The 14477-nt window shown below is 51.3% G+C and carries 16 protein-coding genes; 11 read left to right on the plus strand and 5 right to left on the minus strand.

Annotated features, from left to right (window positions below; all coding sequences use genetic code 11):
* Positions 1–20: 20 nt before the first annotated feature.
* The 3 genes from HVZ37_RS08865 to HVZ37_RS08875 all read left to right on the plus strand — a co-directional run bounded on the left by HVZ37_RS08865 (position 21) and on the right by HVZ37_RS08875 (position 1928).
* Complete coding sequence (locus HVZ37_RS08865; protein WP_043001034.1) at positions 21–758, plus strand: phosphatase; 738 nt, start codon at positions 21–23, stop codon at positions 756–758.
* Positions 759–781: 23 nt separating this feature from the next.
* Positions 782–1336: a molecular chaperone gene (locus HVZ37_RS08870; protein ID WP_043001033.1), complete on the plus strand. Its 555-nt coding sequence runs from the start codon at positions 782–784 to the stop codon at positions 1334–1336.
* 100 nt (positions 1337–1436) lie between these two features.
* Positions 1437–1928 carry a DUF1097 domain-containing protein gene (locus HVZ37_RS08875; RefSeq protein ID WP_043001032.1) on the plus strand — a complete coding sequence of 164 codons (492 nt, stop codon included), beginning with the start codon at positions 1437–1439 and terminating at the stop codon, positions 1926–1928.
* Between the two features lie 32 nt (positions 1929–1960).
* Here HVZ37_RS08875 and csgG read toward each other — a convergent pair whose 3' ends face one another.
* From csgG to csgD, 4 genes are read right to left on the minus strand one after another with little or no spacing between them, the layout of a single operon-like run.
* Positions 1961–2794 (minus strand): curli production assembly/transport protein CsgG, encoded by an 834-nt coding sequence (csgG, locus tag HVZ37_RS08880; RefSeq protein WP_044258051.1) that lies wholly within the window; start codon positions 2792–2794, stop codon positions 1961–1963.
* A 25-nt stretch (positions 2795–2819) separates the two neighbouring features.
* Positions 2820–3236, minus strand: coding sequence for a curli production assembly/transport protein CsgF (csgF, locus tag HVZ37_RS08885; RefSeq protein WP_044258050.1), 417 nt, complete (start codon positions 3234–3236; stop codon positions 2820–2822).
* 26 nt (positions 3237–3262) lie between these two features.
* Positions 3263–3652 (minus strand): curli production assembly/transport protein CsgE, encoded by a 390-nt coding sequence (gene csgE, locus HVZ37_RS08890; protein ID WP_043001029.1) that lies wholly within the window; start codon positions 3650–3652, stop codon positions 3263–3265.
* A 4-nt stretch (positions 3653–3656) separates the two neighbouring features.
* Positions 3657–4307, minus strand: coding sequence for a biofilm master transcriptional regulator CsgD (gene csgD / locus HVZ37_RS08895; protein WP_044258049.1), 651 nt, complete (start codon positions 4305–4307; stop codon positions 3657–3659).
* A gap of 762 nt (positions 4308–5069) precedes the next feature.
* Between csgD and csgB the strand changes: the two genes are divergently transcribed.
* The 6 genes from csgB to HVZ37_RS08925 all read left to right on the plus strand — a co-directional run bounded on the left by csgB (position 5070) and on the right by HVZ37_RS08925 (position 8926).
* On the plus strand, positions 5070–5525 hold the full coding sequence (gene csgB, locus HVZ37_RS08900) for a curli minor subunit CsgB (RefSeq protein WP_181628351.1): 456 nt from the start codon (positions 5070–5072) through the stop codon (positions 5523–5525).
* Positions 5526–5565: 40 nt separating this feature from the next.
* Positions 5566–6018, plus strand: a complete 453-nt coding sequence (csgA, locus tag HVZ37_RS08905; RefSeq protein WP_044258048.1) for a curli major subunit CsgA — start codon at positions 5566–5568, stop codon at positions 6016–6018.
* 60 nt (positions 6019–6078) lie between these two features.
* Entirely contained in the window at positions 6079–6411 is a 333-nt protein-coding gene (gene csgC, locus HVZ37_RS08910; RefSeq protein ID WP_043001026.1) for a curli assembly chaperone CsgC, read from the plus strand.
* Positions 6412–6556: 145 nt separating this feature from the next.
* Entirely contained in the window at positions 6557–6880 is a 324-nt protein-coding gene (locus HVZ37_RS08915; protein WP_054176590.1) for a type 1 fimbrial protein, read from the plus strand.
* A gap of 89 nt (positions 6881–6969) precedes the next feature.
* Positions 6970–7503 (plus strand): O-acetyl-ADP-ribose deacetylase, encoded by a 534-nt coding sequence (ymdB, locus tag HVZ37_RS08920; RefSeq protein ID WP_044258045.1) that lies wholly within the window; start codon positions 6970–6972, stop codon positions 7501–7503.
* The gene (locus HVZ37_RS08925) at positions 7445–8926 is read left to right on the plus strand and encodes a phospholipase D family protein (RefSeq protein ID WP_196010554.1); all 1482 of its coding nucleotides are present in this window, start codon (positions 7445–7447) and stop codon (positions 8924–8926) included. Before ymdB ends, HVZ37_RS08925 begins: the two co-directional genes overlap by 59 nt.
* A 14-nt stretch (positions 8927–8940) precedes the next feature.
* On the opposite strand, the gene mdoC is transcribed toward HVZ37_RS08925, so the two are convergent.
* On the minus strand, positions 8941–10101 hold the full coding sequence (mdoC, locus tag HVZ37_RS08930; RefSeq protein ID WP_043001023.1) for a glucans biosynthesis protein MdoC: 1161 nt from the start codon (positions 10099–10101) through the stop codon (positions 8941–8943).
* A gap of 280 nt (positions 10102–10381) precedes the next feature.
* Between mdoC and mdoG the strand changes: the two genes are divergently transcribed.
* Positions 10382–11917, plus strand: coding sequence for a glucans biosynthesis protein MdoG (gene mdoG, locus HVZ37_RS08935; RefSeq protein WP_181628352.1), 1536 nt, complete (start codon positions 10382–10384; stop codon positions 11915–11917).
* Positions 11910–14438: a glucans biosynthesis glucosyltransferase MdoH gene (gene mdoH / locus HVZ37_RS08940; RefSeq protein ID WP_181628353.1), complete on the plus strand. Its 2529-nt coding sequence runs from the start codon at positions 11910–11912 to the stop codon at positions 14436–14438. Before mdoG ends, mdoH begins: the two co-directional genes overlap by 8 nt.
* Positions 14439–14477 lie beyond the last annotated feature (39 nt).

Genomic DNA, 14477 nt, shown 5'->3' on the forward strand with positions numbered 1-14477 from the left:
AATGACCACAGGAGAGAGACATGTATCCCGTTGACCTGCATATGCATACCGTCGCCAGCACCCATGCTTATAGTACTCTGAGCGATTACATCGCCCAGGCGAAGCGTCAGGGACTGAAACTGTTCGCAATTACCGATCACGGTCCGGACATGGCGGATGCTCCACACCACTGGCATTTCATCAATATGCGTATCTGGCCGCGCGTGGTGGATGGGGTCGGGATCCTGCGAGGCATTGAGGCAAATATCAAAAATATCGAAGGTGAAATCGATTGTACCGGGCCGATGCTCACCTCACTGGATCTGATCATCGCGGGCTTCCATGAGCCGGTTTTCGCCCCCCACGATGAAGCCACCAATACGCAGGCGATGATCGCCACCATGGCGAGCGGCGTTGTGCATATCATTAGCCACCCCGGGAATCCGAAGTATCCCGTTGATATCACGGCAATTGCCGAGGCTGCGGCAAAATACAATGTTGCACTGGAGATTAACAACTCTTCCTTCCTTCATTCACGCAAAGGCAGTGAAGCAAACTGTCGCGCGGTAGCGGCAGCGGTACGTGATGCTGGTGGCTGGGTGGCGTTGGGTTCAGATTCTCATACCGCCTTTACAATGGGCGATTTCGGTGAGTGTCTGAAAATTATCGAAGAGGTGAATTTCCCGGAAGATCGTATTTTGAACGTGACCCCGAAGCGATTACTCAATTTCCTGGAATCACGCGGAATGGCGCCGATTCCTGAATTTGCTGAACTTTAACTACCACGAGCTGGAATATTTTGATGAACGAGTTTTCAATCCTGTGCCGCGTACTGGGATCGCTGTATTACCGTCAACCGCAGGATCCTTTGCTGGTTCCGCTTTTTACCCTGATTCGCGAGGGTAAACTCCAGGCGAGCTGGCCGCTTGAGCAAGATGAACTGTTAGCGCGTCTGCAGAAAAGCTGTGATATGACCCCGTTGGCGGCGGATTACAACGCGCTGTTTGTCGGTGCGGAGTGCGCGGTGCCACCGTATCGCAGCGCGTGGGTGGAAGGGGCGACAGAATCAGAAGTGCGCTCCTTCCTTTCTGCACGGGGTATGCCGCTTGGCGAAACGCCAGCCGATCATATTGGTACGTTGCTGCTGGCCGCCTCCTGGCTGGAAGATCAGTCTGCGGAGGATGAAAGCGAGGCGCAGGAAACTCTGTTCGCGGACTACATCATTCCGTGGTGTGATACCTTCCTCGGTAAAGTGGAAGCGCACGCCGCAACCCCTTTCTGGCGAACGATGGCGCCGTTAACACGCGATGCCATTGGCGCGATGTGGGATGAACTGGAAGAAGAGACTGATGAATAATTGTGATACGCATCACTTTTGTATGCAACTTGATTCAATCATTGCATAAATTGTGTGCGTGATCTCATTCATATTGTCGTTTTCTGCTATCATGCGCGGCATGAACATACTTCTTTCCATTGCAATCACAACGGGCATTCTCTCCGGTATCTGGGGATGGGTGGCCGTGTCTCTTGGCTTACTCAGTTGGGCTGGCTTTTTAGGCTGTACCGCCTATTTCGCCTGTCCGCAGGGTGGGTTAAAGGGGTTGGCCATTTCGGCCTCCACGCTGTTGAGCGGCGTGGTGTGGGCGTTGGTCATTATTTACGGTAGCGCGTTGACGCCGCATCTCGAACTGGTGGGTTATGTGATTACCGGCGTGGTGGCCTTCCTGATGTGTATCCAGGCAAAGCAAGTTTTACTGTCATTTGTGCCAGGCACATTTATCGGTGCATGCGCCACGTTTGCCGGGCAGGGGGACTGGAAGCTGGTCTTGCCTTCACTGGCGGTCGGTTTGCTCTTTGGCTATGCCATGAAAAATAGTGGACTGTGGCTGGCGGCCCGGCGAGAAAGACACAGTACGCGAACCGTTGCGGAAAATAAAAAAGCGTGAGGAAATCCTCACGCTTTTTTTTATCCTGATCATCAGGATTCCGGCGGTACCGACATATGACGATATTTCACCAGAATGTCGTTCTGGCGATCGGCTTTATTCTGCAAATCCCACAACCCACGATCGATACCATCGTTGATGAGGAAGATGACGCCCGTCTCAATGGCGGACATCAGGCACAACATCACCGGTTCGTTGGAAGTGTAGCCAATTTCACCTTCCAACAGTCTCTGATAATCGATAAAGCGGAACACCCCAGCCTGCACTTCATAAGACAGAATGGTTTTACTGGTGTTGACCGAGGAGAGGATCTCGCCGGTGCTGACGTTGACTACGCGCAGGTTCACCGCAATCTGGTCAAGCTGGTACTGCGTGTCTGCGCCGATACCGAAGTAACGCGCACCGACGCCGCCGGATTTCACGTTACTTTCGTAGCCGATAATCGACCCTTCAACCATGATGTTTGCCGCCGTCAGCGACTGTAGCGGGATTCGGTTGTTGATGGCGACAGTCCCGTTTTCCTGAGCGGCACGAATGATCTTACGTTCATTCAGCAAGTTTTGCAGTCCCTGGCGCTCCAGTGGAACAAACCAGCGGGAATCTTTCAGCGCGGTGACCAGCATCGCAGTGGCGCTTTGTGGGACGGCTGTTGAGAAGTTACTGGCCGGGTAGGGTTTAAACTGCCCGGTTTCATCCTGAATGTTATACACCGAGACAAAAATTTTGCCCGTTGGAATCGGTAAATGCGTTAAATCCTTATAACTTTGCGCACGGGGCATTAAGGTCGGTTTAGCGGCTTCTTTTGGCGGGGCGGTTAAGCATCCGCTCAGTAAAATGACGGCGACGAATACAAGTAAGCGCTGCATGATGATTGTCCTTACGTGGCGGTACTTAGAAATCGGTAGATTGCGACTGTAAACCCGACACTTCGATCGTCGATGTTTTGCCCGTTTTCCTGTCCGTGACGTTTAGCTGCAACTGACCATCCCGGTTAGCAATGTCCACAATGAAATCATTGGTCACCATCCTGCCGGGTTTCCCCGTGTTAATATTGGTCAACAGCCCACCTAATATTTGTGACTGAATGGCCTGAGTGAAGTTATCCAACGCGGAGGGAGTTTCAATTCCGTAATCGTCGTTATAACTAGGATCTTTATAAGAGTTTTGCGCCTGGGCGCTATTCAGTAAAAAAGAACCGTTATTGGGATTTCCACCAAAGTTAGGGTTACGGAACTGGAAGGTCATATTTCCGGCCCAACTTAATGGCGAAATAAGCATGAGTACTACTACTGCATGTTTGACACGCATTACAGCCTCCGGACAAAAATCACTTTTTAGAATTCGTCATGCGTTAAATCGCCGGTGCTCAATAGTGTTTTATCTATTTGCCGTCGGTTTAAGGCATCCTCAGTTTGTGCCAGCGCGAAGACAACAGTTTTTTCGAAGTCTCTTTTCGTTGGAAATAAAAAAGTCTGGAATATAACGTCCTGATTAACCGTTATTGTGATCCAACTTCCCCAACGTGCACTGGGTCGCTCATTGATGGTCAAATTGCCTGGATAATCACTTTCCCATTTGTCGCTAAACGCACGATAAAAATCGTGGCCAATAGACGAAACCGTGTGGTCAGTTAAGAGCCCAGGAACTTCAACTTCTACAGCCTGCGTCGTGCTGGCAGCGAACAGCAACTGCGCCGCTGCAAGCCAGGTTAAATAGCGTTTCATGGCGTTATCGCCTGAGGTTATCATTTGCCCACGAAACCGCCTGGGTACGGTTTTTGACAGCTATCTTTTTGAAAAGATTATAAAGATGCGTTTTGACCGTGTTTTCACTGATAAACAGTGAACGTGCGATTTCGATATTAGAGGCGCCGATACGCAGCTTATTCAGGATCTCTTTTTCGCGATGAGTCAGGAGGGCTGACTCACTGCTGTTGTAGCGATAATTACCTGAGTGAGTGATCAGATAACTGGCCAGTTTCTGTGAGAAGTAACATTCTCCCCGCAGGATCCCTTGCAAACCGTTTACGACACGCTCTTCGTCATCCGCTACGTAAAAAACGCCATTGATATGCGGCCAGTTTTCAATATCCCGGTAGGGATAATCATCGGGCGTGTTCAACAATAACGTCTTTAAATTATTGTTTTTCCGACTTAAGTTATCCTGCCAGTAATGGATGAGCTTTTTATCCGCTTCCATCATATCGACTAAAACAATGCAGCTGGAGGAGATATCATCCAGAGAACGCTGAATATTATGCAGTTTTCCGGTGAGGGCCAGAGATTGTTTTAAATGCTGCAATAATGCTGTAGCTTGCAGGGATGGTTTGGTGATCAACAATAATGTATGACCATGAATACTATGGAATTCATTAAACATGATGAAACCCCACTTTTTTAGTCGCACATCTGACAGTTGCCTGCAGAAATGAGGCACCAGAAGTACTGACAGATGTTGCACTGCTGTGTGTAGTAAAATAAGAATCAGCCCGAACGGGGCAAATATTAATACAAATGAACTACAACTGATTTCAATCTAGCCATTACAAATCTTAAAGCAAGTGTTAAACATGTAACAGAATGTAAAAATATATATTAATTTGTTATCTTAAGGCTTTTTTTAAGTTTAGATTTGATAGTAAAGTTGTACATCCAGCCGTTATTGCACAGATTTAAAAAATCATACAAATTATATTAATTAATTGAATTTAAAGTAATAAACACAATTCGCTCTGGTACTTCATCGGTGTGGGAATTGCTCAGTGATGACATTCGCCGGCGTCGCGCATTTTGATGACGAAAAAAACGAGGCTTGTCACGACTTGCTCATCTCTCTCTTCTTTGAACGTACAACATAGCCTGGAAAGTCCACTTTACAGCCTGCTGACTGACGGCGAGAAAAAGCACGACCGATAATTGTGAAGAAAATAAAATAAGCGCAAATAACAGGCTATTCCTGCCCTGTTTAGTACTTTGGTGTGAGCGAGAATATAAAAATACCACTGGCGGGTGAGTTATTTAAAATGTTTCCGCAGACATACTCTTCATCGTAACGCGACGTTAACAAATTACGTTTGGCGTTAACAGGTAAATTGATGAGAACGTTATTTTCTCGATGTGCGACCAGGTCCAGGGTGACAACATGAAAAACAAATTGTTATTTATGATGTTAACAGTACTGGGTGCGCCTGGAATTGCTTCCGCAACAAGTTATGATTTAGCGCATTCCGAATATAACTTTGCGGTAAATGAATTAAGTAAGTCTTCATTTAATCAGGCAGCCATTATTGGTCAAGTGGGCACGAATAATAGTGCAAAGATACGCCAGGAGGGCTCTAAACTTTTGTCGGTAGTTTCACAAGAAGGTGGAAGTAACCGGGCCAAAGTTGACCAATCAGGAGCTTATAATTTTGCGTATGTTGCTCAGTCGGGTCATTCCAATGATGCCAGTATATCGCAAAGTAATTACGGTAATAGTGCGATGATTATCCAGAAAGGTTCTGGAAATAAAGCAAATATTACTCAGTATGGTACGCAAAAAACAGCAGTTGTAGTGCAGAGACAGTCGCAAATGGCAATTCGCGTTATTCAACGCTAATCCATTGACGACGCTTAAATCAATCCGATGGGGGTTTACCATGAAACTTTTACAAGTGGCAGCATTTGCAGCAATCGTGGTTTCTGGCAGTGCTCTGGCTGGTTCTGTTCCGCAATGGGGCGGCGGCGGTGGCGGCGGTGGCGGGAGCAGTTCCGGCCCGGAATCGACCCTGAGCATTTATCAGTCAGGGGTCAACAACGCCGCGCTTGCGCTGCAAAGCGACGCTCGTAAATCTGATACGACCATTCATCAGAATGGCTTTGGTAACGGCGCCGACGTGGGCCAGGGCTCAGATAACAGCACCATCGATCTGACTCAAAACGGCTTCAAAAACAACGCCACCATCGATCAGTGGAACGGCAAAAATTCGGACATTACTGTGAGCCAGTATGGTGGACATAACGCCGCGCTGGTGAACCAGACTGCGTCCGATTCCAGCGTTCTGGTGCATCAGGTTGGTTTTGGCAACAACGCCACCGCTAATCAGTACTAATTCAGTTTATGTGCTGACGATAAACAGGGCGAAAGCCCTGTTTTTTTTCGGGAGGACATCATGAACACCTTATTACTCCTTGCGGCGCTCTCTAATCAGATAACGTTTGCAACCACCCAGCAAGGCGACATTTACACAATTACGCCGCAGGTCACCCTGACACAACCCTGTGTGTGCCAGGTGCAGATTTTAGCCCTTCGTGACGGTGTGGCGGGGCAAAGTCAGTCACGACAGAAAAAGACCCTGTCTCTACCCGCTAATCAGGCCATTGATTTGACCAGACTCAGTTTAAATATCTCTGCACAAGACACCGTCAAAATCGTGGTTACGGTTTCTGACGGCCAGTCTCTGCATTTATCGCAACAGTGGCCGCCCTCTGTGAAATCGTCATAACTGACTGACAATTAATGCGTCGATGCTGGCAGAAGCGAGGTGGCTGAACTATGAATAGAGTGACGCGGAATGCGTGACTCCCGGGCCTGTCGCCGTCAGGGAATACATCACCCCTCAAGGATGAATACTCATTGAGGAAAGCATCATGCTGTTACCTGTCACGCGTAAAACAAGCCTTCCGCTGCTCGCGCTTCTTGCCCTGTTTTCTTTTACCGTAATGGCGGATGCGGGAGGACAGGGCGGGGTGATTCATTTCACCGGTCAAATTGTAGAACCGCCCTGCAATGTGAGTCTGGAGCAACAGCGCCTTGCAATGTCGTGCTATAACACAGGGCGCACGCAAACCCGCTATTACTCACCCCAGGAACTGCTAAAAGCACCACAACACTTCAAGCAGATCGCCGCAGTTAACTTGCACTATCTGGATGAGAAGAAAAAACTGGCGGTGATGGACATCAGCTACCGCTAAACAGGTCATTCAGACAAACAGACGAAAAAAGCGATTTCAGGGTATCCCCTGCTGTACACTTACAGAATAGAGTGACGCAAGGAGGTTCTATGGAATCGCGTATTCATGTTATCCAGGGGGATATCACCACGGTCGCGGTTGATGTCATCGTCAATGCCGCTAACGCCTCGCTGATGGGGGGCGGAGGTGTTGATGGGGCAATCCATCGCGCTGCGGGCCCCGCCTTACTGGAAGCCTGCATGAAAGTCAGACAGCAGCAGGGCGAGTGCCCGACGGGCCATGCGGTGATCACGCTTGCCGGAAACCTCCCCGCTAAAGCGGTCATTCATACCGTCGGCCCGGTCTGGCGTGGCGGCGAGCATAACGAAGCGCAACTGCTACAGGATGCGTACGTTAATAGCCTGAATCTGGCGCTGGCCAATGGCTACACGTCCATTGCCTTTCCGGCAATCAGTACCGGAGTTTACGGCTATCCGCGAGCCGCCGCCGCTGAAATTGCGCTAAAAACCGTTTCGGAATTTATTACCCGCCGCGCTTTGCCTGAGCAGATATACTTTGTCTGTTATGATGACGAAACAACCCGACTCTACCAGCGTCTACTTACCCAACAAGGCGATGAATGAGCTGACTCGCCTCGCCCGCGCCACGCGTCCTCTGTGCGACAATCACCCCGGAGAGTGCGGCATTCTTGCGCTCGATAACAGTCTGGACGCCTTTGCCGCCCGTTACCGGCTGGCGGAAATGGCGGAGCGCACGCTGGATGTTCAGTACTATATCTGGGAAGACGACATGTCCGGGCGACTGCTGTTCGCTGTTCTTCTGGTGGCGGCGAAACGTGGTGTCCATGTGCGCCTGTTGCTTGATGACAACAACACGCCAGGGCTGGATGACACTCTGCAACTGCTCGATGCCCATCCCAACATTGAAGTTCGCCTGTTTAATCCTTTCTCTTTTCGCATGCTACGGATGCTGGGTTATCTGACCGATTTCGCCAGGCTAAACCGACGGATGCATAACAAAAGCTATACCGTAGACGGTGTTGTCACCCTGGTGGGCGGGCGAAACATTGGCGATGCCTATTTTGGCGCGGGCGAGGAGCCGCTGTTCTCCGATCTGGACGTGATGGCCATCGGACCCGTCGTCGGGGAGGTTGCTGAGGATTTCGAACGCTACTGGCATTGCGCGTCGGTTTCGACGTTGAAATCGGTACTGGCACTCTCCGAGCAAGAGATCACCGAACGTATTGAGCTACCCGACGCCTGGTACAACGATCCCATCACCCGTCGATATCAGCATAAACTGAAAACCAGCCCGTTTATGACCCATCTCGATCGCGGAACGCTACCGCTTATCTGGGCGAAGACCCGGCTGTTAAGTGACGATCCCTTAAAAGGCCAGGGGAAAGCGCAGCGCCACTCTTTACTGCCACAACGACTGTTTGACGTGATGGGGTCGCCGACGGAGCGGATTGACATTATTTCTGCCTATTTTGTCCCGACCCGTGCAGGCGTCGCGCAGTTGCTGAAACTGGTGCGTAAAGGCGTCAAAATTGCGATTCTCACCAATTCATTAGCCGCCAATGATGTCGCGGTGGTACATGCCGGTTATGCGCGCTGGCGGAAGAAACTACTGCGTTATGGTGTCGAGCTCTATGAACTAAAGCCGACGCGTGAACGTCAGGTGGTACTGCACGACAGGGGGCTTACGGGGAACTCCGGTTCCAGCCTGCATGCCAAAACGTTCAGTATTGACGGGCGTAAGGTGTTTATTGGTTCACTGAATTTTGATCCCCGTTCCACGTTGCTGAACACGGAAATGGGATTTGTGATTGAAAGCGAGACGCTGGCGACGCTTATCCATAACCGGTTCATTGAGAGTCAACGCGATGCGGCCTGGCAATTACGCCTCGATCGCTGGGGGCGAATTAACTGGGTGGATCGGCAGCAGGACGAAGAACTGGTGTTAAAAAAAGAACCCGCCACAGGATTCTGGAAGCGGGTTCTGGTGCGACTGGCGACGCTATTGCCTGTCGAGTGGCTGCTTTAACGTGGTCGCAGGCATTAGCCGGTCACTTTTTTGCTTTGTTCCTGTCTGACCGGCGGTTTGCCGGAGAACAGGAATTTAAGCAGCGGAATGCGCAAATGAATCTCATACAATACCAGTGCGATGCCAACCACAAAGATCAGCCCGCAGATAAAGCCCAACAGATTCGAGGTAATATGTGGCGTAATATAGGCGCCGAAAAACAGTGTTAACGGATGGTGTACCAGATAAATAAACAGTGACGCATTCACAAAATAGGTGACGCGGGCTGACTGGAAATTGAGTAAACGGTGGCCGAGAGAAAACACCACATTGACCATCCATAATCCTAGCACCATGGTGATGACATATTCCGTTTCGTACATCCATGCATCGCCACTGCCGTAGCGCTGATTCAGCAAATAGGCGATGAAAGCGAAAGCCGCCGCCAGCGTACATCCCCGGGAAGGGGTGGTGAAAAGCGCTTTAAGCTCAGGTGAGATAAAGGCCAGCGCACCCAACATAAAGAAAGGCACATAAAAGAGCGTTTGCATCACCACGAAATTAAACAAGCCGTCGCTAAGAATGGGTGGGTAAACAATGAACAGCGTCCGCCGTATCACCGCATAACCTATACCCAGTAAGAAAAAGATGAGCGTCAGTTTGCCCATCGACACGGCGGCCAGCCGTTTTTTTTCCGCTTTCTCCAGGTTTTTTCGCATCCGGGTAAATATCCACAGACTGACGGTTGTTAATACCACCAGAACCAGTAAAAACCAGAGATGAGAAATTAATTCCCAGGCCAACGTGTTGTATTTTTCATACAGTGAGAGCGTCTGCCAACTGTCGGCTTTTCCTTTGACGTATTGCAGCATAATAAATTGCGGCAATGTCAGCAGGGGAATAGCCGTAAGCATCGGAATGCCTACGCGCTCAACGCGTACTTTCCACCAGCGTTTCAATGGATAACGCAGGAATAACATGTACGAAAAATAACCGGAAATAACGAAAAAGACCTGCATCCGGAATGAATGGATAAAATCGTTAAACAGAGTCAGCCACCATGAGGGCTCGGCGCTGTTCACATGCCAGGTATGGCCGGAATAGATCAATGAGATATGGAAGGGAATACCCAACAACATCAGCCAGGCGCGGATGGAGTCAAGAAAATATTCACGCTGTGCGGGTACGGGATTCATAAAGGTTTTCGTATTCTCAGATTCTCAGACTAATCGTCTTATCGGTAAGGCGTTTACTCGTTACAGTCGGTGGCAACCCTACACCAAGTACAACGACCTGTCTCCAGGATAAGCACGCAAAGTGAAAAAGGGCCCGGCGAGGCGTCTAAACCATGAGCCAGCGTGCTGAACAATGCAGGGATTCAGTTGTCCTAATGCCTGATTATCCATTAAAATAGATCGGATCGATATAAGCACACAAAGGGGGAAGTGCTTACTAATTATGAAACATAAACCACAAATGATGAAAATGCGTTGGTTGGGTGCGGCAGTTATGTTAACGCTGTACACGTCGTCGGCCTGGGCCTTCTCCATCGATGATGTTGCAAAGCAAGCTCAATCCTTAGCCGGTAAAGGCTATGAGGCGCCAAAAAGTAACTTGCCCTCCGTTTTCCGCGACATGAAATATGCGGACTATCAGCAGATCCAGTTTAATCGCGACAAAGCATACTGGAGCAATCTTAAGACCCCATTCAAGCTCGAGTTCTACCACCAGGGTATGTACTTCGACACGCCGGTCAAAATCAATGAAGTCACGGCAACTACGGTTAAAAGAATCAAATACAGCCCGGACTACTTCAATTTCGGCGACGTTCAGCATGATAAAGACACGGTAAAAGATCTCGGCTTTGCGGGTTTCAAAGTGTTGTACCCGATCAACAGCAAAGACAAAAACGATGAAATCGTCAGCATGCTTGGCGCAAGCTACTTCCGCGTCCTGGGGGCCGGTCAGGTGTATGGCCTTTCTGCGCGCGGTCTGGCTATTGATACCGCGCTGCCTTCAGGTGAAGAATTTCCCCGCTTCCGTGAGTTCTGGATCGAACGTCCAAAACCAACTGACAAGCGCCTGACGATTTATGCCTTACTGGACTCTCCGCGTGCGACCGGGGCCTATCGTTTTGTGATAATTCCTGGGCGTGACACCGTTGTCGACGTGCAGTCGAAAGTCTACCTGCGTGATAAGGTGGGTAAACTGGGCGTGGCGCCGTTAACCAGTATGTTCCTGTATGGGCCAAATCAGCCTTCACCGGCGACGAACTATCGTCCGGAACTGCATGACTCCAACGGTTTGTCGATTCATGCCGGCAACGGTGAATGGATCTGGCGTCCGCTGAATAACCCGAAACACCTCGCGGTGAGCAGTTTTGCGATGGAAAACCCGCAAGGGTTTGGTCTGCTCCAGCGCGGCCGTCAGTTCTCTCGCTTTGAAGATCTCGACGACCGTTACGATCTGCGCCCAAGCGTCTGGATTACACCGAAAGGCGAGTGGGGCAAGGGTAAGATTGAACTGGTTGAAATCCCGACCAATGACGAAACCAACGATAACATCGTCGCTTACTGGACGCCGGATCAACTGCCTGAGCCTGGCAAAGAGATGAACTTTAAATACACCCTGACGTTCAGCCGCGATGAAGACAAACTTCATGCGCCAGATAACGCCTGGGTGCAGCAGACGCGTCGTTCAACCGGCGATGTCAAACAGTCTAATCTCATTCGCCAGCCTGACGGCACGATCGCCTTCGTGGTGGACTTCACCGGCACGGACATGAAAAAACTGCCGCAGGATACCCCGGTCACCGCGCAAACCAGCATTGGCGACAACGGCGAGATCGTGGAAACAACAGTCCGTTACAACCCGATCACCAAAGGTTGGCGTATGACGATGCGCGTGAAAGTGAAAGATGTGAAGAAAACCACTGAAATGCGTGCGGCATTAGTCAATGCCGATCAGACGTTGAGTGAAACCTGGAGCTACCAGTTACCTGCCAATGAATAAGACAACTGAGTACATTGACGCCATGCCGCTCTCGGAGATCGAGAAAGCGGCATTGCCGACAACTGACATCCGCGCGGTGCATGAAGCGCTGGATGCCGAGCATCGCCGTTACTCGCGAGAAGACGATTCACCGCAGGGTTCTGTCAAAGCGCGTCTGCAACAAGCCTGGCCAGACTCGCTGGGCGAAGGGCAGTTGATCAAAGATGACGAAGGGCGCGATCAGCTTCAGGCAATGCCTAAAGCCAAACGTTCTTCGATGTTTCCCGATCCCTGGCGCACCAACCCGGTTGGGCGTTTCTGGGATCGTCTGCGTGGACGTGACGTTACGCCGCGCTATCTCGCGCGTCTGACGAAAGAAGAACAGGAAAGCGAGCAGAAGTGGCGTACCGTTGGCACCCTTCGTCGCTATACGCTGCTGCTGCTGACGCTGGCGCAGACGGTCGTCGCGACCTGGTACATGAAGACGATTCTGCCGTATCAGGGCTGGGCGCTGATCAATCCGGCGGATATGGTTGGGCAGGACCTGTGGGTCTCCTTCATGCAGTTGCTGCCGTACATGTTGCAAACCGGTATTTTGATCCTCTTTGCGGTGCTGTTCTGCTGGGTTTCCGCCGGGTTCTGGACCGCGTTAATGGGCTTCCTGCAACTGCTGATTGGTCGCGATAAGTACAGTATTTCGGCGTCAACGGCCGGTGACGAACCGCTGAATCCGCAGCACCGTACCGCGCTGATTATGCCTATCTGTAATGAAGACGTTGATCGTGTTTTTGCTGGCCTGCGCGCGACATGGGAATCAGTAAAAGCGACCGGCAACGGCGAACATTTCGATGTCTATATTCTTAGCGACAGCTACAACCCCGATATCTGCGTTGCTGAACAAAAGGCGTGGATGGAGCTGATTGCAGAAGTGCAGGGCGAAGGACAGATTTTCTATCGCCGTCGTCGCCGTCGTGTGAAGCGTAAAAGCGGTAACATTGATGACTTCTGCCGTCGCTGGGGCAGCCAGTACAGTTACATGGTGGTGCTGGATGCTGACTCGGTGATGACCGGTGAGTGTCTGAGTGGTCTGGTGCGTCTGATGGAAGCGAACCCGAACGCCGGGATCATTCAGTCATCGCCGAAGGCGTCCGGCATGGACACCTTGTATGCGCGCTGTCAGCAGTTTGCGACGCGCGTATACGGGCCGCTGTTCACCGCCGGTTTACACTTCTGGCAGTTGGGTGAGTCCCATTACTGGGGGCACAACGCCATCATCCGCGTGAAGCCGTTCATTGAGCACTGTGCGCTGGCGCCGCTGCCGGGTGAAGGCTCTTTCGCCGGTTCCATCCTGTCGCACGACTTCGTGGAAGCGGCGTTGATGCGTCGAGCCGGGTGGGGCGTGTGGATTGCTTACGATCTGCCCGGTTCCTATGAAGAACTGCCGCCGAACCTGCTGGATGAGCTGAAGCGTGACCGTCGCTGGTGTCATGGCAACCTGATGAACTTCCGTCTGTTCCTTGTAAAAGGGATGCACCCGGTCCACCGCGCCGTGTTCCTGACCGGGGTGATGTCTTATCTCTCCGCGCCGCTGTGGTTTATGTTCCTCGCGCTGTCGACCGCGCTGCAGGTAGTCCATGCGCTTACCGAGCCGCAATACTTCCTGCAACCGCGCCAGCTGTTTCCGGTCTGGCCGCAGTGGCGTCCTGAACTGGCGATAGCCCTGTTTGCCTCGACAATGGTGCTGCTGTTCCTGCCGAAGTTGCTGAGTATTCTGCTTATCTGGTGTAAAGGCACCAAAGAGTACGGTGGTTTTATTCGCGTAACGCTGTCACTGCTGCTGGAAGTGTTGTTCTCCGTCTTGCTGGCGCCGGTGCGTATGTTGTTCCACACCGTCTTCGTGGTGAGCGCCTTCCTGGGCTGGGAAGTGGTGTGGAACTCGCCGCAGCGTGACGATGACTCTACGCCGTGGGGCGAAGCGTTTATGCGTCATGGTTCGCAACTGCTGCTGGGTCTGGTATGGGCGGTCGGTATGGCGTGGCTGGATCTGCGTTTCCTGTTCTGGCTGGCACCGATTGTCTTCTCGCTGATCCTGTCACCGTTTGTTTCGGTGATCTCCAGCCGTTCAACGGTCGGTTTGCGTACCAAACGCTGGAAGCTGTTCCTGATCCCGGAAGAATATTCGCCGCCGCAGGTGCTGGTGGATACCGACAAGTATCTGGTGATGAACCGCAACCGCTCGCTTGACGATGGCTTCATGCACGCGGTGTTTAACCCATCGTTTAACGCGCTGGCCACTGCGATGGCGACGGCACGTCACCGTGCAAGCCAGGTACTGGAGATTGCCCGCGATCGTCACGTTGAGCAGGCGCTGAACGAGACCCCGGAAAAACTGAATCGCGACCGTCGTCTGGTACTGCTAAGCGATCCGGTGACGATGGCGCGTTTGCACTATCGTGTCTGGAATTCGCCAGAGAAGTATTCATCGTGGGTGAGCTATTATCAGGGTATCACCCTGAACCCACAGACGCTGAAGACGCCGTAAGCGCCACCCGGCGAAATCATCTGAAAAATACCGGCTTGC

The sequence above is a fragment of the Citrobacter sp. RHB35-C17 genome, from assembly GCF_013816795.1.
GTDB classification, from domain to species: domain Bacteria; phylum Pseudomonadota; class Gammaproteobacteria; order Enterobacterales; family Enterobacteriaceae; genus Citrobacter_A; species Citrobacter_A amalonaticus.